The organism is Prauserella halophila (assembly GCF_024171895.1).
GTDB lineage: Bacteria > Actinomycetota > Actinomycetes > Mycobacteriales > Pseudonocardiaceae > Prauserella > Prauserella halophila.
In genome coordinates this window covers 269183-292102 of the sequence record NZ_JAMTCQ010000009.1, presented here as the reverse complement: position 1 = coordinate 292102, position 22920 = coordinate 269183, and the positions used below count along the sequence as shown (strand labels likewise).

At 67.9% G+C, this 22920-nt stretch carries 25 protein-coding genes; 8 read left to right on the top strand and 17 right to left on the bottom strand.

Annotation, left to right across the window (positions count from 1 at the left end):
* Positions 1-8 precede the first annotated feature (8 nt).
* From LY41_RS07525 to LY41_RS07515, 3 genes are all read left to right on the top strand, one after another.
* Positions 9-806 carry a glutaminyl-peptide cyclotransferase gene (locus LY41_RS07525; RefSeq protein WP_253863147.1) on the top strand — a complete coding sequence of 266 codons (798 nt, stop codon included), beginning with the start codon at positions 9-11 and terminating at the stop codon, positions 804-806.
* A gap of 93 nt (positions 807-899) precedes the next feature.
* Entirely contained in the window at positions 900-2999 is a 2100-nt protein-coding gene (locus LY41_RS07520; protein WP_253863146.1) for an MFS transporter, read from the top strand.
* A gap of 9 nt (positions 3000-3008) precedes the next feature.
* Positions 3009-3503 (top strand): DUF2771 family protein, encoded by a 495-nt coding sequence (locus LY41_RS07515; RefSeq protein WP_253863145.1) that lies wholly within the window; start codon positions 3009-3011, stop codon positions 3501-3503.
* Positions 3504-3581: 78 nt separating this feature from the next.
* Here the strand turns inward: LY41_RS07515 and LY41_RS07510 are convergent, their stop codons facing one another.
* Positions 3582-3968: a cold-shock protein gene (locus tag LY41_RS07510; RefSeq protein ID WP_253864031.1), complete on the bottom strand. Its 387-nt coding sequence runs from the start codon at positions 3966-3968 to the stop codon at positions 3582-3584.
* Positions 3969-4133: 165 nt separating this feature from the next.
* Between LY41_RS07510 and LY41_RS07505 the strand changes: the two genes are divergently transcribed.
* Positions 4134-4367, top strand: a complete 234-nt coding sequence (locus LY41_RS07505; RefSeq protein WP_253863144.1) for a hypothetical protein — start codon at positions 4134-4136, stop codon at positions 4365-4367.
* A 60-nt stretch (positions 4368-4427) separates the two neighbouring features.
* On the opposite strand, the gene LY41_RS07500 is transcribed toward LY41_RS07505, so the two are convergent.
* The 8 genes from LY41_RS07500 to LY41_RS07465 all read right to left on the bottom strand — a co-directional run bounded on the left by LY41_RS07500 (position 4428) and on the right by LY41_RS07465 (position 12573).
* Positions 4428-5036, bottom strand: coding sequence for an HAD family hydrolase (locus LY41_RS07500; protein ID WP_253863143.1), 609 nt, complete (start codon positions 5034-5036; stop codon positions 4428-4430).
* 145 nt (positions 5037-5181) lie between these two features.
* A complete protein-coding gene (locus tag LY41_RS07495; protein ID WP_253863142.1) occupies positions 5182-6846 on the bottom strand; it encodes an AMP-binding protein in 1665 nt (554 codons plus the stop codon).
* A gap of 351 nt (positions 6847-7197) precedes the next feature.
* A complete protein-coding gene (locus tag LY41_RS07490; protein WP_253863141.1) occupies positions 7198-8022 on the bottom strand; it encodes a transposase family protein in 825 nt (274 codons plus the stop codon).
* Positions 8023-8175: 153 nt separating this feature from the next.
* The gene (locus LY41_RS07485; RefSeq protein ID WP_253863140.1) at positions 8176-9222 is read right to left on the bottom strand and encodes a TauD/TfdA family dioxygenase; all 1047 of its coding nucleotides are present in this window, start codon (positions 9220-9222) and stop codon (positions 8176-8178) included.
* Positions 9219-10193, bottom strand: a complete 975-nt coding sequence (locus tag LY41_RS07480) for a ThiF family adenylyltransferase (RefSeq protein WP_253863139.1) — start codon at positions 10191-10193, stop codon at positions 9219-9221. The genes LY41_RS07485 and LY41_RS07480 overlap by 4 nt, the downstream gene beginning before the upstream one ends.
* Entirely contained in the window at positions 10190-11023 is an 834-nt protein-coding gene (locus tag LY41_RS07475; RefSeq protein WP_253863138.1) for a hypothetical protein, read from the bottom strand. The genes LY41_RS07480 and LY41_RS07475 overlap by 4 nt, the downstream gene beginning before the upstream one ends.
* A complete protein-coding gene (locus LY41_RS07470; protein WP_253863137.1) occupies positions 11020-12231 on the bottom strand; it encodes an acyl-CoA dehydrogenase family protein in 1212 nt (403 codons plus the stop codon). Before LY41_RS07470 ends, LY41_RS07475 begins: the two co-directional genes overlap by 4 nt.
* Before the next feature lie 3 nt (positions 12232-12234).
* Positions 12235-12573, bottom strand: coding sequence for an SCP2 sterol-binding domain-containing protein (locus tag LY41_RS07465; RefSeq protein ID WP_253863136.1), 339 nt, complete (start codon positions 12571-12573; stop codon positions 12235-12237).
* 183 nt (positions 12574-12756) lie between these two features.
* Between LY41_RS07465 and LY41_RS07460 the strand changes: the two genes are divergently transcribed.
* Positions 12757-13095 carry a winged helix-turn-helix transcriptional regulator gene (locus LY41_RS07460; protein WP_253863135.1) on the top strand — a complete coding sequence of 113 codons (339 nt, stop codon included), beginning with the start codon at positions 12757-12759 and terminating at the stop codon, positions 13093-13095.
* A 109-nt stretch (positions 13096-13204) separates the two neighbouring features.
* Here LY41_RS07460 and LY41_RS07455 read toward each other — a convergent pair whose 3' ends face one another.
* Positions 13205-14689 (bottom strand): MFS transporter, encoded by a 1485-nt coding sequence (locus LY41_RS07455; protein ID WP_253863134.1) that lies wholly within the window; start codon positions 14687-14689, stop codon positions 13205-13207.
* 158 nt (positions 14690-14847) lie between these two features.
* Here LY41_RS07455 and LY41_RS07450 point away from each other — a divergent pair, with 158 nt between their 5' ends.
* The 3 genes from LY41_RS07450 (at position 14848) to LY41_RS07440 (ending at position 16817) form a co-directional block, all read left to right on the top strand.
* Positions 14848-15279 (top strand): MarR family winged helix-turn-helix transcriptional regulator, encoded by a 432-nt coding sequence (locus tag LY41_RS07450; RefSeq protein WP_253863133.1) that lies wholly within the window; start codon positions 14848-14850, stop codon positions 15277-15279.
* Between the two features lie 274 nt (positions 15280-15553).
* A complete protein-coding gene (locus tag LY41_RS07445) occupies positions 15554-16315 on the top strand; it encodes a PhzF family phenazine biosynthesis protein (protein ID WP_253863132.1) in 762 nt (253 codons plus the stop codon).
* A 130-nt stretch (positions 16316-16445) separates the two neighbouring features.
* Entirely contained in the window at positions 16446-16817 is a 372-nt protein-coding gene (locus LY41_RS07440; RefSeq protein WP_253863131.1) for a YccF domain-containing protein, read from the top strand.
* A 5-nt stretch (positions 16818-16822) separates the two neighbouring features.
* Here the strand turns inward: LY41_RS07440 and LY41_RS07435 are convergent, their stop codons facing one another.
* The 7 genes from LY41_RS07435 to LY41_RS07405 all read right to left on the bottom strand — a co-directional run bounded on the left by LY41_RS07435 (position 16823) and on the right by LY41_RS07405 (position 22822).
* The gene (locus LY41_RS07435; RefSeq protein WP_253863130.1) at positions 16823-17680 is read right to left on the bottom strand and encodes an endonuclease/exonuclease/phosphatase family protein; all 858 of its coding nucleotides are present in this window, start codon (positions 17678-17680) and stop codon (positions 16823-16825) included.
* Between the two features lie 216 nt (positions 17681-17896).
* Complete coding sequence (locus LY41_RS07430; protein ID WP_253864030.1) at positions 17897-18697, bottom strand: metallophosphoesterase; 801 nt, start codon at positions 18695-18697, stop codon at positions 17897-17899.
* Between the two features lie 54 nt (positions 18698-18751).
* Positions 18752-19552, bottom strand: coding sequence for an HAD-IIA family hydrolase (locus tag LY41_RS07425; RefSeq protein ID WP_253863129.1), 801 nt, complete (start codon positions 19550-19552; stop codon positions 18752-18754).
* Between the two features lie 43 nt (positions 19553-19595).
* Positions 19596-20729: a sulfate/molybdate ABC transporter ATP-binding protein gene (locus LY41_RS07420; protein ID WP_253863128.1), complete on the bottom strand. Its 1134-nt coding sequence runs from the start codon at positions 20727-20729 to the stop codon at positions 19596-19598.
* Positions 20726-21493 (bottom strand): ABC transporter permease, encoded by a 768-nt coding sequence (locus LY41_RS07415; RefSeq protein ID WP_253864029.1) that lies wholly within the window; start codon positions 21491-21493, stop codon positions 20726-20728. Before LY41_RS07415 ends, LY41_RS07420 begins: the two co-directional genes overlap by 4 nt.
* A 49-nt stretch (positions 21494-21542) precedes the next feature.
* Positions 21543-22394 (bottom strand): molybdate ABC transporter substrate-binding protein, encoded by an 852-nt coding sequence (gene modA, locus LY41_RS07410; RefSeq protein WP_253863127.1) that lies wholly within the window; start codon positions 22392-22394, stop codon positions 21543-21545.
* On the bottom strand, positions 22391-22822 hold the full coding sequence (locus LY41_RS07405) for a TOBE domain-containing protein (RefSeq protein WP_253863126.1): 432 nt from the start codon (positions 22820-22822) through the stop codon (positions 22391-22393). Before LY41_RS07405 ends, modA begins: the two co-directional genes overlap by 4 nt.
* Positions 22823-22920 lie beyond the last annotated feature (98 nt).

The following is a 22920-nucleotide window of genomic DNA, read 5'->3' as shown; positions in this document are numbered from 1 at the left end:
TCGATGACGTGAAACTCGCATCGACACTCGTCGCGGCCGCCGCGGTTCTCACCGCGTGCGCTCCCGGCACCGCCGGCCAGCACACCGACGGTGCGCGGCCGGACGACGGGGTCGAGCAGCTACGGGTGCAGGTCGAGCAGGAGCTGCCGCACGACGAGACGGCGTTCACCCAGGGACTCGAGTTCGCGGGCGACACACTCTACGAGGGCACGGGGCGCTACGGGCGATCGACGCTGACGGCGGGTCCGGCGGGTGGGCCGCCGGAGCGGAGCGTGTCCCTGCCCGACGAGTTCTTCGGCGAAGGCATCACCGTCACCGGCTCCCGGGTGTGGCAGCTCACGTGGACGAGTGGCGTGGCACTCGAGCGGGACCCGGACACGCTCGCCGAGCGCCGCCGCGTCTCCTACGACGGCGAAGGCTGGGGCCTGTGCGACCAGGAGAACCGGCTGGTCATGAGCGACGGATCGGACACGCTGACGTTCCGCGACCCCGCGACGTTCGAGCCACAGGGTTCGGTCGACGTCACCGAGGCCGGGCGACCGGTCGAGAATCTCAACGAACTCGAGTGCGCAGGCGGCGATGTCTACGCCAACGTGTGGCAGACCGAGGACATCGTCCGCATCGACCCCGGAACCGGGCGGGTCACTGCCCGCATCGATGCCTCCGGACTGCTCGACGAGGGTGAGGTCACCTCCTCCGACGCGGTCCTCAACGGCATCGCCGCCCAGCCCGGGTCGGACCGGTTTTTGATCACGGGCAAGCTGTGGCCGAAAATGTTCCGGGTGACGTTCGTTCCGGCGGACTGAGTCGGGGTCGGCGGCCGCGCCGGCACGAACGAGCACGAGCCGAGTCACACATCACCCGGACGGGTCGGCGACGAGTACGGCAGGATTGAGCGCATGGGGTCGAACAAGCGGGGCAAGCGGAGGTGGACACCCGAACCGGGTGCACAACAGCCGCCGCCCGCCGAGAACACCCCACCGAAGGACGCGCCCCGAACGCGGCAGGCGTCCCGGCAGCAGGGCGGCGTCCCGCAAGGCCGGCGCGAACGGCCGCAGGAGCCACCACAGCCCCAGCAGCAGCCGCAGCAACCCTCGCGGCCGCCACAACCGCCACAGCAGCAGCCTCGGCGATCGTCCGAACCGCCACCGGTGACGGCCGACAACGCGCCGACCGGCGCGATCCCCACCCCGCCGCGCGGGTCACGGCCGTACCCGCCGCGGCCGTGGGAGCAGGCCCCGGGCGGCCGCAGTGACTTCGGCGACTACAGCGACTTCGGCGACTTCGGCGACTACTACGACACGGGTGGCTATCCCCCTGACCCTCCGGAACCCGCGCCGGGCCACGGAGGCGACCGCACCGGGGTTCCCGGCCCGCCCGGTGACCCCCAGGGGCAACCGCCCGGAGGGCCGCAGCCGGATCCCGAGCAGGTCGAGCACGGATTCGACTCCGGGAACAAGACGCCCCGCAAACTGACCGTCACCCGGGTGGCCGCGTTCCGCGGCAGGGAACTGTCGGGCAAGGCCGTCGGCGCGTTCCAGCGGGCGGCGAAGGCCGACGGCGCCGAGAAGTCCGGCCTGACCTCGCTGACGTACGCGGTGATGCTGAACTACGCCAGCGACGCGGCGATGGCCGTCGCACTGGCGAACACGCTGTTCTTCGCGGCCAGCAGCGGTGAGAGCCGCGGCAAGGTCGCGCTCTACCTGCTCATCACGATCGCGCCGTTCGCACTGGTCGCGCCCGTGATCGGCCCCGCGCTGGACCGGATCCAGCGGGGTCGCAGGCTCGCGATGTGCCTCGCCAGCGCCGGGCAGCTGTTGATGTGCGTGCTGATGGCGCTGAACTTCGACAGCTGGATCCTCTATCCGGCCGCGCTGGGCAAGATGGTGCTGTCGAAGTCGTTCATGGTGCTCAAGGCGGCGGTCACTCCCAGAGTGCTGCCACCCGAGATCACTCTGTCGAAAACCAACGCGCGGCTGACCGTCTTCGGCCTCGCCGCCAGTGGTGCGTTCGGCGCGGTGGCGGCCGGGCTGAACTCGCTGTTCGGTTCGTCGGCCGCACTCTGGTACACGGCTGTCATCTGCGGTGTGGGCGCCTTCCAGGCGATGCGTATCCCGTCGTGGGTCGAGGTCACCGAGGGCGAGGTGCCCGCCTCGCTGACCGACCACGAGGCGGATTCCGGCGGCAAGCAGGCGAAACCGAAGCGCACCCCCATGAGCCACCACACCACGGTGGCGCTGTGGGGCAACGGGTCGATCCGGCTGCTCACCGGGTTCCTGATGATGTTCGCGGCGTTCGCCGTGAAGGAACAGACGGAAGCGGGCGACTTCAGCCCGTTCATGCAGCTGATCCTGCTCGGTGTGATCGGTGTCGCGGCCGGCACGGGCGGATTCATCGGCAACGCGATCGGCTCGCGGATGCACTTCGGCAAGCCGGATCAGGTCATCCTCGTGTGCGTGGCCTCCGCGCTGGCGTCGACACTGCTGGCCGCCGTCGCGTCGGGCCTGACCACCGCGGCGATCGTCGGCCTCGCGGGCGCCACCGCGAGCGCACTGGCCAAGAACTCCCTCGACGCCGTGATCCAGCAGGACATGCCCGAGGAGTCGCGCGCCTCGGCGTTCGGCCGCTCGGAGACGGTGCTGCAGCTGGCGTGGGTGTCCGGCGGCGCCGTCGGCCTGCTCCTGCCGCCCACGTACTGGATCGGCTTCCTGGTCGTGTCCGTGCTGCTGGCGCTGGGCCTGACGCAGACGTGGCTCGCGCGTGCCGACAAGTCGATGGTGCCGCGACTCGGCGGAAAGCTGAGGTCGATGACGGGCAGGCCGGCGGCAGGTGAGCAAGCTGCAGGTCCCGCCTCCGGGCACACCGGATCGGCGGGCGGCTCGACGGGTGGCTCGACGGGTGCCGGCCCGCGCGGACCGGCACCCGGCCCGCCGTACGGCCGCGCGGGCGGACACGGAAGCGGTGGCCCCACAGCCGCGGAACCCGCACGCGAGCCGTAACCTGAGCCCATGCGACGAGCAGTAGGAGCCTTGCTGGCGGGGGCGGCGTTGTTCGTGACGGGCTGCTCGGCGGCGCCCGAACCGGAGGTCACCTTCTACGCCGACGGCGACACGACCGTCGCGGCACCCCTCATCTACTGCAACGAACTCGTGGACGACTGCGGCGACGAGGGCACCCCCGTCGACCTCGACGTCCGTCCGGGCATGCCCGTGCAGGTGTCCGTTCCGGCCGACGTCGCCGAGACCCCGTGGGTGATCATCATCCAGTACCTCAACGCCGAGACCGGCGAGGAATCGGTCGAACAGCAGACGTTCACCGATCTCTCACAGCACGCCTACACCGTGACGCCGCCGACGGAGCAGGACGCCGTGGCGGTCGTCGAGGTGCAGCAGATCGGTGCCGCCTACGGCGTGGACGCGCAGGGCAATCCCATCGTCGACGAGAACGGCCAGCCCCAGCTCGTCACCCGCGGCCTCTGGTCGCTGCAGAACTCCGGGACCTGACCAGCCGGGACGCTGCGCGGTGCGGCCCCGGCGCCGCGATCGGGCACCGGGGCCTGCTCACGTCCACGGCCGTGCCGGTTACGGGTCCAAGTCGCGGGCGACGGCGCGCATGACCTCTGCGATCTTCTTGGTCTTCTTGCGCTCCGGATACCGGCCGCGGCGCAGCTCCGGCTGCACCGTCGCCTCCAGCAGCTTGATCATGTCGTCGACCATGCCGTGCAGTTCCTCGGCGGGACGGCGGCGCGCCTCGGCGACCGACGGCGGTGCGTCCAGCAGCCGGATCGACAGCGCCTGCGGACCGCGGCGACCGTCGGCCACCCCGAACTCCAGCCGCTGACCGGCCTTGAGGGACTCCACACCCTGCGGCAACGCGGCCTTCCGAACAAAGACGTCCTCGCCGCCGTCCTGTGTGACGAAGCCGAACCCCTTATCCGCGTCGTACCACTTGACCTTGCCGGTCGGCACTTCCCTCACCGTTCCTTCACTGCTCTGACCGCGGTGCGGGCGGCTGCGCCCGTCCCGCATGACGAACGCGCCCCAGGTTTGCGTACCCAGGACGCGCGTACCGACAAGCTTATCTCGCCACACACGGTGCGTTCCAGGACATTGCAGGCTCTAGGATGAATACCCATGACGACCAGCGCCTCGAACGAGCAGTCGACCGGCACCGACAAGCCTCTGCTGATGCGGCTCGGCGTCGGCCTGTTCAGCGTCGGCCTGCTCGCCGTGCTCGTCGTGTTCGTCCTGTTCGCCGCAGGGATGGAGAACCTGCCGGTATGGCTGTCGATCGCCGCCGGCGTGATCACCCCGCTCGGCCTCGGACTCGGGCTGATCGCCCTCGTCCGCGAACACAAGGGCTCCTGAACGAGCCGAGCCCGGCGGATACCGCCGCCCGGTGACCCGCTCGGCGGGGACGTGCGCCGGTTACGCGAACCTGTTCCGCAACCACTCCGGGAACTCGATCAGCGAGCCGAGCACCACGTCCGCGCCCGCCTCGACCAGTTCGTCACGGGAGCACGGGCCGCTGAGCACGCCCACCGCGACCGCCCCGGCCGCCCGCGCGCCGTGCATGTCACCGATGTGGTCGCCGACGTAGACCGTGGCGCCGTGCTCGACCAGCGCCGCTGCCTTACTCGTCGACCACAGATCGCCGACCAGGTGGTCCACCGCCAGGTCGAGCGCTTTGACATGCAGGTCGGCGTTCGGCCCGAACTTGCCCGTGACCACCAGGGTCGTGGCATCCAGCTCACGGACGGCCTGCAGCGATTCCCTCACCCCTGGCAACGCCACTGTGCGCGGGATCACGATTGCGGGGTAGTTCGTCCGGAACTGGGTGACCAGGTCCGGAATCCGCTCCTCGGGCGCACCGAATCCGCGCAGCGAATGCTCGAGCGGCGGGCCGAGATGAGCAGCGAACTGTTCCCCGTCCAGCGGCAGATCGTTGTCCTCGCCGAGCCGGTTCATCGCCGCGACCATGCCGGGCCGCGGATCGATCAACGTCATGTCCAGGTCGAATCCCACACAGGTCAGCACTCGGACCACGGTAGCCGCCCCGCGAACCCGTGTTGCGGGTTCCGGGGCTCGTGTTGCGGGTTCCGGGGCTCGTGTTGCGGGTTCCGGCCACCGGCCCGTCACCGTCACGCCGAGGCGCGGGTGCTGTCCGGGACTCGGGTCCCGCTCAGGCGTGCTCGGAGGTGGCAACCTCCTGCAGGCCCAGCAGGTCGACGGCCTGCTGCCGCATCTCGACCTTGCGCACCTTGCCGGTGACCGTCATCGGGAAGTCGTCGACCACCCGGACGTAACGCGGCACCTTGTAGTGCGCCAGCTTGCCCTGGCAGAACTCGCGCAGCGTCTCGACGGTCAACGGTTCCGCACCCTCGCGCATGCGCAGCCACGCCATCAGTTCCTCGCCGTACTTGGCGTCCGGCACGCCGATCACCTGCGCATCGAGCACGTCGGGGTGGGTGTAGAGGAACTCCTCGATCTCGCGCGGGTAGATGTTCTCGCCACCGCGGATGACCATGTCCTTGATGCGTCCGGTGATGCTGACGTAACCGTCGTCGTCCATCACAGCGAGGTCGCCGGTGTGCATCCACCGTGCGGAGTCGATGGACTCGGCGGTCTTGTCGGGCTGGTTCCAGTAGCCGAGCATCACCGAGTAGCCGCGGGTGCACAGTTCACCGGGCTCTCCGCGCGGCATGGTCAGCCCCGTGACCGGATCGACGACCTTGACCTCCAGGTGCGGACCGACCCTGCCCACAGTGGACACTCGGCGTTCGACGCTGTCGTCGGCACGCGTCTGATTGGAGACCGGCGAGGTCTCGGTCATGCCGTAGCAGATCGACACCTCGGCCATGCCCATCCGGTCGATGACCTGCTTCATGACCTCGACCGGACACGGCGAACCCGCCATGATTCCGGTGCGCAATGTGGACAGATCGTAGTCGTCGAAATCGTTCTCGGCGAGCTCGGCGATGAACATCGTCGGCACTCCGTAGAGCGACGTGCAGCGTTCGGCCTGCACCGCCCGGAGCGTCGACGCCGGATCGAATCCCGGCGCCGGAATCACCATGCACGCACCGTGACTCGTGGCGGCCAGGTTTCCCATCACCATCCCGAAGCAGTGGTAGAACGGAACCGGAATGCAGATCCGGTCCTCCTCCGTGTAGTTGCACAACTGCCCGACGGAGAATCCGTTGTTGAGGATGTTGTGATGCGACAGCGTCGCACCCTTGGGAAATCCCGTTGTTCCTGACGTGTACTGGAGGTTGATCGGATCGTCCGCCGACAGCTGTCGCGATGCTGCGACGAGCTTTCCGGAATCTCCTTCAGATTCGAACAGTTCCGTCCACTTCGGACTTCCGAGTAGTACGACGTTCGACAACGTGTCGCATCGCGGGCGCACCTCGTCGATCATCGCGGCATAGTCGGAGGTCTTGAAGCTCTCCGCCGCGACGAGCGTGCTCACGCCCGACTGGTTCAGCACGTATTCCAGCTCGTGCGCCCGGTAGGACGGATTGATGTTGACGAGAATCGCACCGATCTTGGCGGTCGCATACTGCGTCAGCGTCCATTCCGGACAGTTCGGGGCCCAGATGCCGACGCGATCACCCTTCGACACCCCGTTGGCGAGCAGCCCCAGCGCGAGCGCGTCGACATCGGCCTGCAACTCGCGGTAGGTCCACCGGCGCCCGGACGGAAGGTCGACCAGAGCGTCGCGATCGCCGCAGGCCGCCACTGTCCGATCGAAGTTGTCACCGATCGTGTCACCGAGCAGGGGCACATCCGACGTTCCGGACGCATAGCTGGGGACGGCGGGACTGGCGGCAACGGGCGAAGTCATCATGTGCTCCTCGGGCGTCAGCATTGACGGTTCCGCCGGTCAGTCTAGAGACCACAGCGCCACCAGGCCATGACTCACGGGGCGCGGCGCGAGCCGGCCCGGGCGGCGAGCTCGAAGGACGGCTGGGTCCATGGGCAACTGGCCCGCATGATCGAGTGGGGTGAGATCCACAGAGTGAAACTCGTCGGCGCCCCCTCACCGACTGGATAGCCGTCCCGGTTGAGCGGGTACGAATTCGTGCCAGGTGAAGGTGAATACCTGCTGAAACGAACAATCCCTTCCTGACGTGCGGGAGCCCGTGCCAGGACCGGCACGGGCTCCCGCTGTCATGTGAATTGATCTCAGCGAGTTTCAGGTCGGCCGGTGTTCGAGGTGAGTGAGGGCGAGTGCGGCTTGGATGATGCTGCCGATCTTGCTGGGGCTGGCGGTGATCCGTTGCAAGGTGCGCCAGCGGCCGGTGAGGAGGGCGAATCCGCGTTCGCCGAGGCAGCGCAGCCTGCGTAGCAGGGCGTTGTAGGTGCGGTTGTCGGCATCGAGCGCCTGGTTGCCGGGTGGGTGTTTGATCGGGGTGTGCACTCCGATTCCGGTGCCTTCGTAGCCTCCGTCGGCCAGGGTCGGCAGCCCCTGCGAGGCGGCGGCGTACAGCGCGCCCAGCGCATGTTCGCGGGCGGCGGTGAGGTCGTGTGTCGAGCCGGATTCCACATCGGAGACCCACAGGGGAAACCCGTTCGGCGCCGAGAGAGCTTGGATGTTGCCGCCATGTTCGCCGGCTTTGCCGGAGTACCACAAGTCGATGGTTTTCCCTTGTACACTCGTGGTTTTCTCACCCACGTGGTCGGCCGTGATGACGGTACCGTCGAGGATCACGTAGGCCATGTCGTGCTCGTGGGCGTGCTTCAACGCCTGATGCAGGTCCGGGGCCTGGTCGGCGAGCACGTCGATCACCTCATCGAGATAGCGATAGGCCGTGGCCCGCGAAATCCGGTGGTCTCGACCCAATCGTTGCGGGTCGGCGCGGTCGCGAAACCAGCGTAGCCCCAGCACAGCCTGCCAGAAGCAGGTCAGCGAACGTGTTCCCGCGCGAGTGCCCCGACGACGACGTTCGGCCTGCAGCAGCCACGCCACCTGACGGGCGAGCTCGCGGGAGACATCAAGGATGGCAGGATGAGCAATCACGGAGAGCCTCTGGTTATGGGGACTTGATCTTGTGGTGAGACCAGTCCTACCAGGGGCTCTCCGCCTCATCCCAGCGCATCCGCCACAGATCTCATGCGCCAGTTACTACCTCGCTGAGATCACCTCATGTGATTGCTTTGGAGAGGGCTCTTCTCATCCGGGGACAGTGTCGCGTTCGCGGCTGCGGAGCATGCGTCCGTTGATGATGTCGGCGCGGACGCGGCGCAGGTTGTTGGTGACGAAGCAGCGACGCAGCCACCGGTCCCGCCCATCGTAGTGGGGGGTGAAGTCGGTGCGGCCGTGGACGGCGCTGTTGTTGTCGACGATCAATAGTTCGCCGGGTTCCAATACGCCACCGACGAGGTTAGCCTCCATGAGTTCCTGCAGCACGTTCAGTGCCTGCTCGGCTTGGTCGTCAAGCGCGACCATTCCGTGCAGGTCGACGCACAGGTTTGGATCGTCCGTCGGACCGGTGAGCACCGGTAAGGGCTGGGTCCAGCGGGGTTGACTGTCGGCGACGAATGAGCTGCTGAAGGCGATCTGGAATCGTGGCCGGCGCAGGATGGCCAGCATTTCGGCGGGGATGCCGGTCAGCACGCGGCGGATACCGCAAGCAACGGTGGCTGCGCGGCGTTCGTGGTCGGACCGGAGGCACAGTAGGGAGAGGTAGTCAGGCGGGGTTCGCAAGAATCCGTCTTCGGTATGCAGTTCGAGCAGTACCGAACCGGAGTTTTCCTGCTTCTGCTCGGCGCCGTCCTGGGGGTAGACGTCTTGGATTAGCTGTCCGGCTTTCTCCTCAGCGTAGCTGATGGGTGATCCGAGGATGGACATGATCGACAGCTGCACCAATGAGGCCACCGGCACATCCCACCAGGCCGGTTCCTCGCTCGGGTGGTGTGGCGTGTCGTCGAGTTCGCCGATCGGGAGTCCTTTAATCAGGAGGGCTCCGTCGACATTGCCTCGGTCCCGGAGGGTCAAGAGTTTGGTGCGCAGTCGGCTGGGGAGGTGCGTGGCGAGGTGCTCGGCGGCATACAACAGCCGGTCGTCGTGCAACGCGGTGCCGGTTAGCCGCGTGACGATGGTCCGGCATCGTTGCCGGACCATGTCGGATTCGGGGACTGTCATCTGGACGGTGTCGGTGAGGGCCGCGTAGTGAAGGGGTCTCGTGTCGCGGCGGCCACGGGTGATGTGATCGGTCATCGTGGGGGATGTCTCCTCGAAATGAGGCGTCCTGCCCAGGAACGGGCAGAGGTCAGCGAGAGCAGGCTGCGGGCCGGGCCCAAGGTGCGAACCAATGTGGCGTAGCCCAGTGGTTTCTTGACCAGTTGTTCCAGATGTTCGTCGAGGGTGCTGGTCTGCCAGTGCACATCCACCGGCACGTTGCGAGGGATCTTCTTTCCACTGATGGCGCGGACCGCCATGTGGCAAGCCAACGAGCCGAATTGCCAGGCCGCTTCGGGTAGTTGGGGCACGCTGTAGTCGGGGTCGGCGATGTTTTTGCTGAGTTCGAACAACATTGACGCTGGCATGTGCCGCATCGGCGCGATGCGGAATACCGCCTCCCATACCGTGAGCGAGTCGAGTTCGGCGGAGTCGATGGCGCCGTCGAAGATGGCTCGGATCTGGCGGTAGTCGAAGAACTGGGCGCACATCACGCCTGCGAGGTCCCAGCCGGTGATAAGGGGTTTGTGCTGGGCCAGCGCGGCCTCGTGCAGGGCGATCTTGGCTGCGAAGCCGGATTTCGTGGTGACATCGACGCCATCGACGATGACGTCGACACCGTCGACGAGCGCTGCGGCGTTCTCGCGGGTGACACCGGTGTCGTACACCGAAACATCGGTGTACGGGTTGATGCGGGTGATGGCCTCGGCCGCCGCAGCGGCCTTGTTCTTACCCAGGTCATCGAGGAACGCGGTCTGACGGTTGAGGTTGTTCAGTTCGTAGGTGCCTGTGTCGGCCACGCGGAAATCGCGGAATCCCACCCGGGCCAGGGGCTGCACGGCAGCCCCGCCCACGGATCCGCACCCGGCCACCAGAACTTTGGCCGCGTGGATGCGTTGTTGCACCTGCGCGGGTACGAGCCCCTTGTTGCGGTAGACGAGGTGCTGGTAGTACGCGCCGGGATCGAGGTTTCGTGCTTCGTCTACGGTGGCGACGTCGACGTCGATCATGGCCACCCCCATTGGCTCAGCTCCGAGCGCACTGATGCGTCTCGGTTGCGTTGCAGGAACCCCTCGACCTGACGCAGGTGCTCGTCCTGACCCGGGGACATCGTGACCACGTAGGGAACCGGTGTGGCCTCCTGTAGCCACATCGGGCCGTACCGGCCGTCGACATTGGCCGGGTTCGGCTTTTTCTCGGAGAGGGTGACGGTGAAGCCGAGCAGCTCGAAGGTACGCGGGCTGCCCGCAGGATCGCCGTCGGCGACGAAGCCGTCGAGCTCACCACGGTGCTGTAGCTGCTCCACAGCGCGGGACAGGCCCAGCATCGCCCACCAGGGTGCGTTGCGGGCGAGTCCTGACCACGGCATGCCCACGCGGCGGACTTGACGTTTGGCCTCCCACACTCGGTTACGGACCAGGCCGTCGCCGAGGATTGTGCCGACGGTGATGTCGTATTCGCGCTCCAGTGTGAAGGCATCACCGGATCCAACATCGGGGCGGACCAGGTAGACGTAGGCGACGGCCAAACCGCTTCGCCGGTCGAGAACTATGGAGTGGTATTCTCGGTGCGGGACGTGACCACGGATCTCGTCGGCATAGGCATCGAGGTCGACTTGGTCCGGGTCGAGAAACCCGAGCCGCCAGTACTGGGTGCACCGGAATGCGTGCATGGCTCGCCGGTACCGGACCGGGATGTGGTCTCCCCGCGCTGTGATGGTGAGACTGCCATCGGTGCCGGTGGAGAGGAAGGCCGGTGGCCCGGTCAGCTTCGTGTCCAACGCGGCGAACGAGAATCCCGCGGCGCTGCGGGTGATCTCGTCAAGAACGTGCTGGCTCATCGGTGACCTGCCGAGAGCCGTTCGGTGATCGTCATGGCCAGTGCCTCCGGCGATCCCTCGTAGATCCGTGGGCCCATCGAATCCCGCACGATGCGTTCGATGTCATCGGAGCGCTGGAAACCCTGCGCCCCCAGCAACGACATTGCCATGTTGGCGTTGAACACTGCGGACTCGTCGGCGACCAGCTTGGCTATCGCCGGCTCCAGCTCCGGAACGGGGAGAGTGAGATCGGCCTTCTGGGCCGCCTCGACCCACAGAGACCTGGCGGCGGCCACGCGCGCGGCCATATCGGCGAACTTTCGGGCCGACATCTGGTGGTCTACGAGCCGCTTGCCAGTCTGCTGACGTTCGGTAGCCCACTGCAGTGCATGGTCGAGGGCGTGGCGAGCGATACCGGTCGCGATCGAGGCGCAGGTGATCCGGCAAAGGTTGCCTTGGGTCACATTCAAGTCCCAGCCGCCGAGCACGTCGCCGATGACGTTGGTCTTGGGTACCCGCACGTCGTTAAAGACCAGCTCACCGGCGGCAGCGGCGCGATAGCCGGCTTTGTCTGCGATCTCCCCACGAGAGACCCCGTCCCATTCGAGATCGATCACCATGCACGTCAGCCCGGTCGAGCCAGGATGGCCTTCGACGTTGACCATCACGGTGGCGAAGCGGGCCACCGGGGCGTTGGTGATGTACTTCTTCCGACCGTTGACCAGGAAGGAATCGCCGTCGTCTCGGGCAGCGGTCATGTTCACCGCGTGCTCGGCATGTTCGCGACGCACCACGTCCATACCGTTGAGTTCTTCAGCGACAGCGTTGCAGCCGAGGAGCGGTTCGTCGCTAGTGAACGGCGCAAGGTAGGTCTCGACCAGCCGGTCGTCGTTGCTGAGCAGCAGCGGGATGTGGAACAACCCGGTGGCACCAAGGATGAGGGCGAAACCGGGATCGGCGGCGGCAAGCTCTTCCATGATGTAGCCCAGCGCCAGGTTGGACAGTCCGAGCCCGCCCAGGTCTTCCGGGATGCCCATACGCAGTCCACCTAGCTGCTGAGCTTCGCGGACCATGTCCCAGTCGACTTGCCCCAGTGGTGCGGTGTCGCGGCGACGAGCGGTCGGGGCTACCCGGTCGCGGGAGAACTCGCCTAGGGCTACCACGGCCTTGTGATGCTCGGGGTCGAGCCTTTCGAGGGCGGCCAGGTCGGGTCGGCAGATCGGATTCATCGCTTACTCCTCCTCGTGCTGCAGCTGGCTGATCGCGCGGATCACGCCGATCGACTGGAAAATCGGACCTTTCGCCACCAAACACCCGGACGTCACCATCCGTGTGATCGACAGATCTCCTGCCACGAGTGCGGTGACGTCGGGGCTGGAAAGGTGGATTGTGAGATCAGTATCACCATGATGCGCCGATTGGGTGACAACTCCCTGCCTGTCCAGCAAAACCTCTTGGGAATTGTCGATCACGATTCGTGCCGTCGCGCCGACGGCGCGGTAGATGACAGCGGATTCGGATTTTCTGGATATCCCACTGAGTAGTTCATATACCTTTTCGGCGGTTCCCACACGGACTCCTTTACCCTCGGTAGTTATATATGCTTGGCAATAGACATGGCCGTCTTAGTCAGTGTTGACCAGGCAACTCTTGCCTCTTGAATGTCCATGTGTAGTGATACTGTGCCGCTCGTTAGGAATCAATGCCAGCAGCTACCCGATACGACAAGCGGTGTTCGACGCAACAGTGCCCAGGTGTCAACATTGCAAGATGGGGGAAATATGAATGACAGAAACGAGTGGGACCCCGTTCATACTCTATTTAGAACACTTTCCAAGAAGTGGGCTGCAAGCGTGCTTCTCAGTCTGTTTCCGCGACCTTTGAGATTTGCCGAAATCCAGCGCGAAATGGACTGCACGAATCCAAAGACGTTGACCAACACCCTGAAACTTCTCGAGGAGGAAGGTTTGGTTCACCGGGAGGTCGTCGCCGGACGCCCGCCAGGGGTTCGTTACGACCTCACTGCCTCCGGGCGGGTCCTGACCGAGCGCATTTATCCGCTGTGGAAGTGGGCCAGTGACCGGGCCGGATAGCCGGCCCGGCGCAACGACGAAGTCGGGCGTTCCTCGCCTGGAACAAGCGAGGAACGCCCGACTTCGCGGTATTTCGATGCCAGCGACCTGACGGTCGCGGCACCCAGGATCAGGATGCGGCGTTGTCGGTCGTTCGGAACGCGAGCACGATCGCGACGGCGATGCCAGCGGCGATGGCCGAGCACACGCCAGCCGCGGTGAACCCGGCAGCAATGCCGTGGGCCTCCGCGGAAGCAGGAGAGGCTCCCCTAGCCAGCTGAGTGCTGGCGAGTGCGGCGGCGATCGGCGCCACAATCGCCAGTCCCATCCCGGCCCCAGCCTCGTTGAACGTGTTCAACAGTCCCGACCCCGTTCCGCTGTGCTGTTCGGGGATCTCGGCTGCGCCGAAGGTGTACAACGGCACGAACATCGTGGGAAGCCCCAGTCCATACACTCCCAACAGCGCGATCACCACACCTGTCGGAGCCGCCGCGCCGGAGTTCCAGACGAGCATGGCCAGGGCAGCGATCGACAGGAACTGCACCAGCACACCACCCAGATAGATCCGAGGCATGCCGACCTTCGCCGCGACACTCGGGATCCCGAATGCCGCGATCAGCGAACCTGCACACAGCGGCAACAGCGCGAACCCGGTCTGCAATGGGGACAGTCCAGCAGCCCCCTGAAAATAGTTACTCCCCAGGTACAGCGACCCCAGCAGCAGGGTTGCAGCCATCACCATGCCCGCACAGGCCAGCGCGAAGGTCTTGATCCGCAGCAAGAACAGCGGCAACAACGGATCCACGCTGCGGCGTTCGTATCCCACCACTGCCGCCAGCACCGCGGCACCGACCAGCAGGATTACCCACGGCCGCGCCCGATCGAGACCGTCCTGCAGATCAATGAAGGCATAGGACACACAACACAGCGCGAACGTCACCATCACCGCAGTCGGCAGTCTCAACGCCAGACGCGGCGCGCTCGGATCACGATGCATCGGGGCCACTGCTCCCAATGCGGCCAGGGCCAGCACCACCCCGATTGGAACATTGGCCAGAAACACCCAGCGCCACGAGATGTACTCGACTACCAGACCACCGAAGATGACCCCGACCGTGGCGCCGATGACGCCGAGGCCGCTCCAGACCGTCAACGCGACGTTGCGCTGCCGATCCGAGCGGTAGGTCGCGATGATGATCGACAACGCCGACGCGGACAACACGGCGGCACCGATACCCTGCACCACCCGCGAGGTAACCAGCACAGTGCCACCCGCGGCCAGTCCAGCGCCCACCGAGGCGGCCGCGAACAGTGCGACCCCCAACAGGAACACCCGCCGCCGGCCCACGGCGTCGGCCAGTCGGCCACCGAACAACAACAGCGACCCGTAGGTCAGCACATAGCCGCTGATCGTCCATTGCAGCACCTGCGAGCTCGCTCCCAGGTCGGTACCGATGGACGGCAAGGCCACATTGACCACCGTCGAGTCGAGCATCGCCAGCATCTGTGCAACACCCACCACCGCCAAGATGCTCCACGGCTGGCGGTCGGTATCGGCGGTGCCGGCCGCCGTACTCGTGCCGGTCTGTTGCCGGCTCTCGTTCTCGAGCGTCATCACATCCCCCACCTGCCCGTGCAGGCATCTCGAAACAATATGCGTCGTTATGGAACTCTATACCCGCGCATACTACAGCCCGCGGTCGGGCGACAAAAGTCAGAACGGGTACTCTGGGTATAGCCGCACCGATGCCACACGGGCGCGAGGAGGACGTGATGAGCACACATGACCAGGCATTTCACGCACTGCGGAAGTGGCGAGAATTCGCCAGACCCGTCGAAGACCTCAATGCCTCCATCGAGGCCGAGCTCAACACCCGTCATTCGCTGTGCATAAGCGGTTATGAAATCCTTTACTTCCTTGCCGCGCAGCGCGGGAAGACCCCACTGACCGAGGTCTGCAAGCACATCGACCGCTCCCAACCCCGTGTCTCCCGACTGATCAGCCAACTCGAGGAACGCGGAATGGTGGACCGCTACCGCGCCGACTCCGACGGCCGCGCCTACCAACTCGCCATCACCCGCAAAGGCCGACGCACTCTTCACGCCTCAGCGGCCACCATCCTCGATATCCTGCGCACATCCCACCAAGACTGGCCGCACTTTCCCCCCATCCACGTCAACCAAGATCAAGTCGTCAGCACGTAGACGCGCTGGTAGGTGCAGCTCGCGGTCAGCGATGCGCACCCTCCCTCGACAGGGGCGCTAGCGATACCGGCATAAACCCCAGATCAGGACGCCCAGCAAGATCACGCCGCCCCAGATACGTTGTCGACGGGCGCTATCGAACTCCCCCGTGGGGTCAGTAATCAGTCCCGGTCAGAGTTCGAAATGACAGGCTGGGCCCAAAGACGGCGGTCTCCAGGCGCAGTGGGCTCCGGATGCAGTGGGCTCCGGGTGCGGCGGGTTCTAGGGTGGTGCCATGCGCCTCTACGTCGTCGACGCGTTCACCGACACCGCCTTCCGTGGGAATCCCGCCGCCGTCGTGCTGCTCGACGAGCCCGCCGACGAACGCTGGATGCAGAACGTCGCGGCGGAGATGAAGCACGCGGAGACGGCGTTCGTGGTCACCACGCAGGAGCCGAAACCGCTGCGCTGGTTCACGCCGACGACCGAGGTGTCGCTGTGCGGCCACGCCACACTGGCGACGGCCCACGTGCTGGGCGGCTCGCAGACGTTCACCACGGCATCCGGCGAGCTGCGCTGCGCCCGGTCGGAGACGGGCATCGACATGCGCTTCCCCGCCGACCCGCCCGCCGAACGCGCGGACGTGGACGTCTCCCGCGCGTTGCCGTCGGTGCCCGTGACCGAGGTGCGCCGCAGCGACGGGTTCCTGCTGGTCGTCAGCGACGACACCGCCGCAGTGCGCAGCTGCGAGCCGGACTTCGACGTGCTGGCCGGCCTGCACCCGGATTCGGTGATCGTCACCGGCCCGTCCGACACCGACGGCGTCGACTTCGTCAGCCGTATGTTCGCCCCGGCCATCGGCATTCCGGAGGATCCCGTCACCGGGTCGGCCCACTGCGTGCTGGCACCGTACTGGGCGGGGCACCTCGGCCGCGGCGAGCTCACCGGCGAACAGGCCTCCCCGCGCGGCGGCATCGTGCGCACCCGGCTCGAGGCGGACCACGTCGTTCTCTCCGGCACCGCCGTCACGATCCTCGAAGGCACCCTCGTCGGCTGACCGCACTCCTCGCCGGCCCTGCGGGCGCCCAACCCGGCGAACCCCGGCGGGCCCGCCGCCGGAGCTCCGCGTACGAGGCCGGCCGCACACCCGGTGGCCACCGGCGGGCCGACACCGGAAGACTGGCGGCGTGACCCTGTTGCTGAACGTGATCTGGCTCGTACTCGCGGGCCTCTGGCTGGCGCTCGGGTACCTGATCGCGGGCATCGTGTGCTGCATCTTCATCGTGACGATCCCGTTCGGGCTCGCATCCTTCCGCATCGCCCGGTACGCGCTGTGGCCGTTCGGCCGCACCATCACCGAACGCCGCGACGCAAGCGTGCCTTCCCTGCTCGGCAACGTACTGTGGGTCCTGCTCGCTGGCTGGTGGATCGCGCTCTGTCACCTCGCGACGGGTGTGCTGCTGTGCCTGACGATCATCGGCATCCCACTGGGCGTCGCGAACATCAAGCTCGTGCCCGTGGCGCTCGTTCCCCTGGGCCGGGAGATCGTGCCGACGTAGGCGGGTTACCGCCGGCGCGGCACCGCGACGTCGGCGACGACGGGCCGGTGATCCGACGCCGTGGCGGCGAGATCCGTGGCAGGCACCCGGGCACCGCGTACGTCGACCCCTGCGGACACGGCCGCGTAGTCGATGCGCTTCTCGGGAGCCGACGAGGGGTACGTGAGCCCCTCACCGGTGCCCGCCGCGGCGAAGGCATCGTCCATTTCCGCCCACAGTGGAGCAAGTTCGCCGTCGGCCGGCTCGGCGTTGAAGTCCCCGAGCAGCACCCGCGGCGCACCTCCGTCGTCGGCGAGGACGTCGAGCGTTTCGGCCACCTGCCGTTCCCGGATCGACGGATCGCCGCGGTAATCGAGGTGGGTCGAATAGACATGCACGAGGGTGCCGCGGGCACGGACGACGACCTCGGCGAATCCGGGCATCGGCCGCGACCCGGCGCCAGAGTCCTGTGTGGACATCCGGGTCAGATCGTGATTGGTGAACTCCGCGATCGGCAACCGCGACAGCACGGCGGTGCCGTACTCCCGGCGCGGCTGCCGGGGTTCGGCGGGATCGAGCGAGTAGAGGGGCGCGAACCGCGCATGCATGTCGAGGCTGCGTGCGAGCTCGTCGACCAGGGCGCGGTACTCGCTGCGGTCGCTCCAGTGCCGGTCGACCTCCTGCAGTGCGACGACGTCGGCGCCGGTCGCCGCGATGGCGGCCGCCGTGCGGTCGAGGTCGAACGCCCCGTCGGTGCCGATACCGGCATGGATGTTGTACGAGGCGACGGTGAGTTCGACGGGCGGCGGCCCGGCCGATGCGGCGGGGCCGGCGAGCCCTGCGGTGAGCAGCGTGGCGGCGAGGACGGTGGCGATCCGCTTCATCGGACACTCCTGGACTCGGGCGATGATCCGCCCGGAAGCGTAGGCCGCCCCGCTCACCCCGCCAACCACGAACGCGTGAACACCGCCACCACGCCTCGTAACGGCGTGAGCGCCCCAGCAGCGGCACGAATGCCCCGAAGGGCACCTTCGGGGCACTGAACGCCCCCAAGGTGCCCTTCGGGGCACGGAACCGCCGGCACCCGGTCGGCCCGGTTGTCAGTCTTCGGGCACGTACGGCAACGGGACGACGAGGCAGGGGCCGCCCGCGAACAGGCCGGCGTCGATGCCCAGGACACGGCCGCCCGCGTACAGGTACGGCTGCTCGATGTCGATCGGGTGAATGCCGAGCTGGTCGGCGATCACGCTGTGCCCGTGCACGATCCGCTCCCCACCGAGCTCGTCGAGCAGGGCCCGCGCCGCGTCCTGGCCGTGCGGCCCGCGGAACGCGTACCGGGTGGTCATCCGCCGCCACACGTCCCACCACCGCGACAGGTCGTCGCCAGCCAGCACGTCGTGGACCGCCTCGTTGATCTTCTCGATCGACGATCCCCACTCGAGGTACTCGAGGGTGTCGGAGTGCATCAGCAGATGGTCGCCGTCGCACGCGAGCATCGGCCGCGTAGCCAGCCATTCGACGAGCTCGTCGGTCAACCCCTCCTGGTCGGCCGGGCAGCCGCCGTTGATCTCCCAGCTGCGGGCGAAGCTCCGCGGGCCGAAGTCGGACGGCACGTCCTCGTCGCCGAACCGGTGGACACCGAGCAACAGGATCTCGTGATTGCCGAGGAGCGTCTCGACACGCCCGCCCGCGTCGGCGGCCTGCCGTTGCAGCTCGCGGACCAGCTTGATGGCACCGATTCCGTCGGGCCCGCGGTCGACGAAGTCGCCGAGGAACCACAGCGTCGCGGTGCCTCCGGCCCAGTCGTCGGCGTCGTCGATGAGGCCACGCTCGCGCAGCGCGTCGGCCAGCTCGTCACGGTGCCCGTGCACGTCACCGACGACGAACATGTCCTCGTCCATCACTCTTCGACTTTACGCCCTCCGCCGCCTCCGGCCGCCGGAGGATCGACGGCGTCAGGCCGCCCCGAACGGGTCGGCGGTGCGGCCGACGAGCTCGGCGATCGTGTCGGCGATCAGCGTCGGTTTGAACGGGTACCGGTCGGCGGATTCGCGGGTCGAGATCCCGGACAGCACGAGCACCGTCTTCAGGCCCGCCTCGATGCCCGAGTGCACATCGGTGTCCATGCGGTCGCCGATCATGATCGTGTTCTCGGAGTGCGCACCGAGGGACCGCAGCGCGGACCGCATCATCAGCGGATTCGGCTTGCCCACGTAGTACGGCGACTTGCCGGTGGCGCGTTCGATCAGCGCAGCGATCGACCCGGTGGCGGGCAGCACCCCTTCGCGGCTCGGGCCGGTCGGGTCGGGGTTCGTGGCGATGAATCGGGCACCGCGCTCGATCAGCCGGATGGCGCGCGTGATCGCGGTGAAGCTGTAGGTCCGTGTCTCACCGAGCACGACGTAATCGGGGTCGGTCTCGGTGAGGATGTAACCCGCCTCGTGCAGCGCGGTCGTCAGCCCGGCCTCGCCGATGACGAAGGCCGACCCGCCGGGGCGCTGGTCCTGCAGGAACTTCGCCGTCGCGAGCGCCGAGGTCCAGATCGCCGATTCCGGCACGTCCAGACCGGTGTGCAGCAGCCGCGCCCGCAGATCACGTGGGGTGTAGATGGAGTTGTTGGTCAACACCAGGAAATCCGCGCCGGCCGAGCGCAGCTCGGCGAGGAAGTCATCGGCGCCGGGCACGAGGTGTTCCTCGTGCACGAGCACGCCGTCCATGTCGGTGAGGTACGTCCAGGGAGCGTTCGACGAGGCCATGCACCCACCTTAGGGCTCGCCGCCGGGATACGGGGACGGTGACTCACGCGGCGGGGTGCACCGCGACCGACGCGGCCTTGACCTCCAGCCGCACCGCCGAGCCCGGTTCCAGGCCGAGTTCGGCGACGGACGCGGGGGTCAGATCGGCGGCGATTCCCGTCTCCGCACCTCCGTCACCGGCCGTACGGAGGCGGATCACCGCGCCGTGCGGTTCGAGCGAGGCGACCCGCGCGTCGACGACGTTGCGCGGGCTGCCCGTGTGCGGCGCGCCCGCCGGATGCACGGCGACCGCGCCGGGAGCGAACACCGCGACGGCCGGTTCGCCCGGCAGGCAGTCGCCCGAGGGAACCCCGGCGACGAACCGGCCGTTCGGAGCGTGCAGCCCGTCGGCGGCGGCGACACCGGGGACGAGGTTCAGGCCGGCGATCCGGGCGGTGAACGCCGTACGCGGCGCGGCCAGCACCTCCTTGGCGGGTCCGCGCTCGGCGATCCGCCCCGCGTCGAGGACCACGACGTCGTCGGCGAGCGCCAGTACGTCGAGGGGATCGTGGGTGACGAGCACGGCGCAGCGTTCGCCGTCGGGAACCACCTCGCCGTCACCGCTCTCTCCGGAATGCGCGGACTGCGTCCGCCGCAGTACGCGCCGCAGCAGTCCGCGGATGGCGGGTGCGGCGTCGACGTCCAGCGCCGACAGCGGTTCGTCGAGCAGCAGCGCCCGCGGCCCGCCCGCCAGTGCACGGGCGATCGCGACCCGCTGGGCCTGCCCGCCGGACAGCTGTGCGGGCCTGCGGCCGGTCAGCTCGGCGGCGTCGGCCCTCCTCAACCATTCGCGCGCCTGCGCGCGTGCGCGCGAAGGCCGCACGCCCTGCGACCGCGGGCCGAACGCCACGTTCTCCACCGCCGTCAGGTGCGGCAACAGCAGCGGGTCCTGGGCGAGCAGGCCGATGCCGCGATCGTGGACCGGCACCTGCACCCCGGGAGCCCTCGTCAGGGTCCGGCCGTCGAGCGTCACGGCGGCGCTGTCCGGCACCAGCAGCCCGGCCAGGCACTGCAGCAGCGTCGACTTGCCGGACCCGTTCGGCCCGAGCACCGCCAGCACGCTCCCCGCGGGCACGTCGAACGTCACGTCGAGCGTGAACCGCCCCCGCGTCACCGCCACGTCCACGTGCAGGCTCATCGGTCGAACGCCTTCGGCCGGGCCACCGCGATCACCACGACGGCGACGACGATCAACAGCAACGCCAGCGCCACCGCACTGTCGACGTCGGCCTGCGCCTGCGCATACACCTCGAGCGGCAAGGTCCGCGTCACCCCTTCCAGACTGCCTGCGAACGTGATGGTCGCGCCGAACTCGCCCAGCGCCCGGGCAAAGCTCAGCACCGCACCGGACCCGAGCGCGGGCAGCAGCAGCGGCACCGTCACGCGGCGGAACACCGTCCACGGGCGGGCGCCGAGGGTCGCGGCGACGAGTTCGTACCGCTGGCCACCGGACCGCAGCGCCCCTTCGAGGCTGACGACGAGGAACGGCATCGCCACGAACGTCTGCGCGATCACCACGGCGGTCGTCGTGAACGGCACGCTGACACCGGCCACGACGTCGAGCAGGTAGCCGAGGAAGCCGTTGCGGCCGAGCAGGAACAGCAGCGCCAGCCCGCCCACCACGGGCGGCAGCACCAGCGGCAGCAGCACCACGGCGCGCACCAACCGCACGCCGCGCCCGCGCGCTCTGGCCAGCACCACCGCCAGCGGCACGCCGAGCACGACGCACGCGATCGTCGACGCGAGCGCTGTGACCAGCGACAACCGCAGCGCACTCAGGGCGGCATCCGATGTCAGCAGCGCGGGCAGGCGCGCGTAGTCGGTCCGGACGAGCAGGCCGGCGACCGGCAGTACGACCAGCGCGAGCGCCAGGCCCGCGGGAATCCACAGCACCCACGGCAACCCCGGGTTCCGGTCACGGCCCCGGCGCTTCCGGGTCACTCGACGGTGGTCACGGCGTGCCAAAGCCGGCCTTCCGCAGCACGCGGCGGCCCTCCTCGCCGAGGACCAGGTCGCGGAACTCGGCGGCGAGCTCGGGTTCGGCCGCACGAGCGGTCACGGCGATCGGGTACCGGTTCGCCGCGCGACCGGCCCCGGGGATACCTACCTCGTCGACCTGGTCACCCGCGGCCCGCACATCCGTGGCGTACACGAGTCCCGCATCGGCCTCACGGGTGACGACCTTGTTGAGCACGTCCTTGACGTCCTGCTCCTCGCTGGCGGGGCGCAGCGTCGTCCCGGTGAGCTTCGCCAGCCGCCCGGCCGCGGCGCCGCACGGCACCTGCGGCTGGCACACCACGACCGTCGCACCTCCGCCTGCCAGGTCGCCGAAGCCCTCGATACCGGCCGGATTGCCCGGCGGTACGGCGATCGTGAGGCGGTTGGTCGCGAACGGATGGGGTTCGCCGCCCAGGTCACCGGCGACGTCGGCCATCACCGGTTCGTTCGCCGACGCGAACACGTCGGCGGGCGCGCCCTCGGCGATCTGGCTGCCGAGCGTCGACGAGCCCGCCAGGTTGAGGCGGACGTCGACGTCCTGGTGCCGCTGCTCGAACACCTGCTCCAGCTCGCCGAACGGCTCGGTCAGCGAGGCCGCCGCGAAGACGTTCAGCGTGCGCCCTTCCGAACCGCACGCGGTGGTGGCGACGGCCAGCAGCACGGCCGCCGCGACCGCGCGCCGTCGCGGACCGCGCCGTTGCGGGCCGTGCCGTTGCGGGCCGTGCCGTTGCGGGCCGCGCCGGATCCGCTGGCTGCGCCGTGGCTGGCTGCGCCGCTCAGCCTGCCCCGCGCTCGGCCGCCTCATCGGCCACCTCGCGGCGTCTCGACGATCACCTGCGTCGCCTTCACCACCGTCACCGCGAGCTCACCCGGCTTCAGGCCCAGTTCCCTGACCGCCTCCGCACTCATCAGCGACACCACGCGGTGCGGCCCGCACTGCACCTCGACCTGGGCCATGACCCCGTCGGCCGCGACATCGGTGACGAGGCCGACGAACCGGTTCCGCGCCGACCTGCCGATCTCGGTCGGGTCGGCCGACTCGGCCGTCCGGTCCTCCTCCGACGACTTCACCGCCTGCCTCCTGGCGAACGCCGCCAGCTCCGCGCCGTCGACCACTTTGCGGCCCGCGTCGTCCTCGCCCGCCTCGAGCTGTCCGGCCCGCACCCACCTGCGAACCGTGTCGTCGCTGACGCCCAGCAATCTCGCCGCGTCGGAGAACCGAAAATGCGTCATAATCTGAACGATATCGCCGCAGCTGCGGAAATAACATGATCGAACGGCAAATCCGGTCGGATTCGGTGCCTTCGCGATCTCACACCCTGTCGGGGTCC

Bases quoted from the DNA above. Each gene is read 5' to 3' on its own strand.
- LY41_RS07520 (WP_253863146.1), top strand. From the start codon at position 900: ATGGGGTCGAACAAGCGGGGCAAGCGGAGGTGGACACCCGAACCGGGT.
- LY41_RS07515 (WP_253863145.1), top strand. From the start codon at position 3,009: ATGCGACGAGCAGTAGGAGCCTTGCTGGCGGGGGCGGCGTTGTTCGTG.
- LY41_RS07505 (WP_253863144.1), top strand. From the start codon at position 4,134: ATGACGACCAGCGCCTCGAACGAGCAGTCGACCGGCACCGACAAGCCT.
- LY41_RS07495 (WP_253863142.1), bottom strand. From the start codon at position 6,846: ATGACTTCGCCCGTTGCCGCCAGTCCCGCCGTCCCCAGCTATGCGTCC.
- LY41_RS07485 (WP_253863140.1), bottom strand. From the start codon at position 9,222: ATGACCGATCACATCACCCGTGGCCGCCGCGACACGAGACCCCTTCAC.
- LY41_RS07480 (WP_253863139.1), bottom strand. From the start codon at position 10,193: ATGATCGACGTCGACGTCGCCACCGTAGACGAAGCACGAAACCTCGAT.
- LY41_RS07475 (WP_253863138.1), bottom strand. From the start codon at position 11,023: ATGAGCCAGCACGTTCTTGACGAGATCACCCGCAGCGCCGCGGGATTC.
- LY41_RS07470 (WP_253863137.1), bottom strand. From the start codon at position 12,231: ATGAATCCGATCTGCCGACCCGACCTGGCCGCCCTCGAAAGGCTCGAC.
- LY41_RS07455 (WP_253863134.1), bottom strand. From the start codon at position 14,689: ATGACGCTCGAGAACGAGAGCCGGCAACAGACCGGCACGAGTACGGCG.
- LY41_RS07450 (WP_253863133.1), top strand. From the start codon at position 14,848: ATGAGCACACATGACCAGGCATTTCACGCACTGCGGAAGTGGCGAGAA.
- LY41_RS07445 (WP_253863132.1), top strand. From the start codon at position 15,554: ATGCGCCTCTACGTCGTCGACGCGTTCACCGACACCGCCTTCCGTGGG.
- LY41_RS07435 (WP_253863130.1), bottom strand. From the start codon at position 17,680: ATGAAGCGGATCGCCACCGTCCTCGCCGCCACGCTGCTCACCGCAGGG.
- LY41_RS07430 (WP_253864030.1), bottom strand. From the start codon at position 18,697: ATGGACGAGGACATGTTCGTCGTCGGTGACGTGCACGGGCACCGTGAC.
- LY41_RS07425 (WP_253863129.1), bottom strand. From the start codon at position 19,552: ATGGCCTCGTCGAACGCTCCCTGGACGTACCTCACCGACATGGACGGC.
- LY41_RS07420 (WP_253863128.1), bottom strand. From the start codon at position 20,729: ATGAGCCTGCACGTGGACGTGGCGGTGACGCGGGGGCGGTTCACGCTC.
- modA (WP_253863127.1), bottom strand. From the start codon at position 22,394: ATGAGGCGGCCGAGCGCGGGGCAGGCTGAGCGGCGCAGCCAGCCACGG.
- LY41_RS07405 (WP_253863126.1), bottom strand. From the start codon at position 22,822: ATGACGCATTTTCGGTTCTCCGACGCGGCGAGATTGCTGGGCGTCAGC.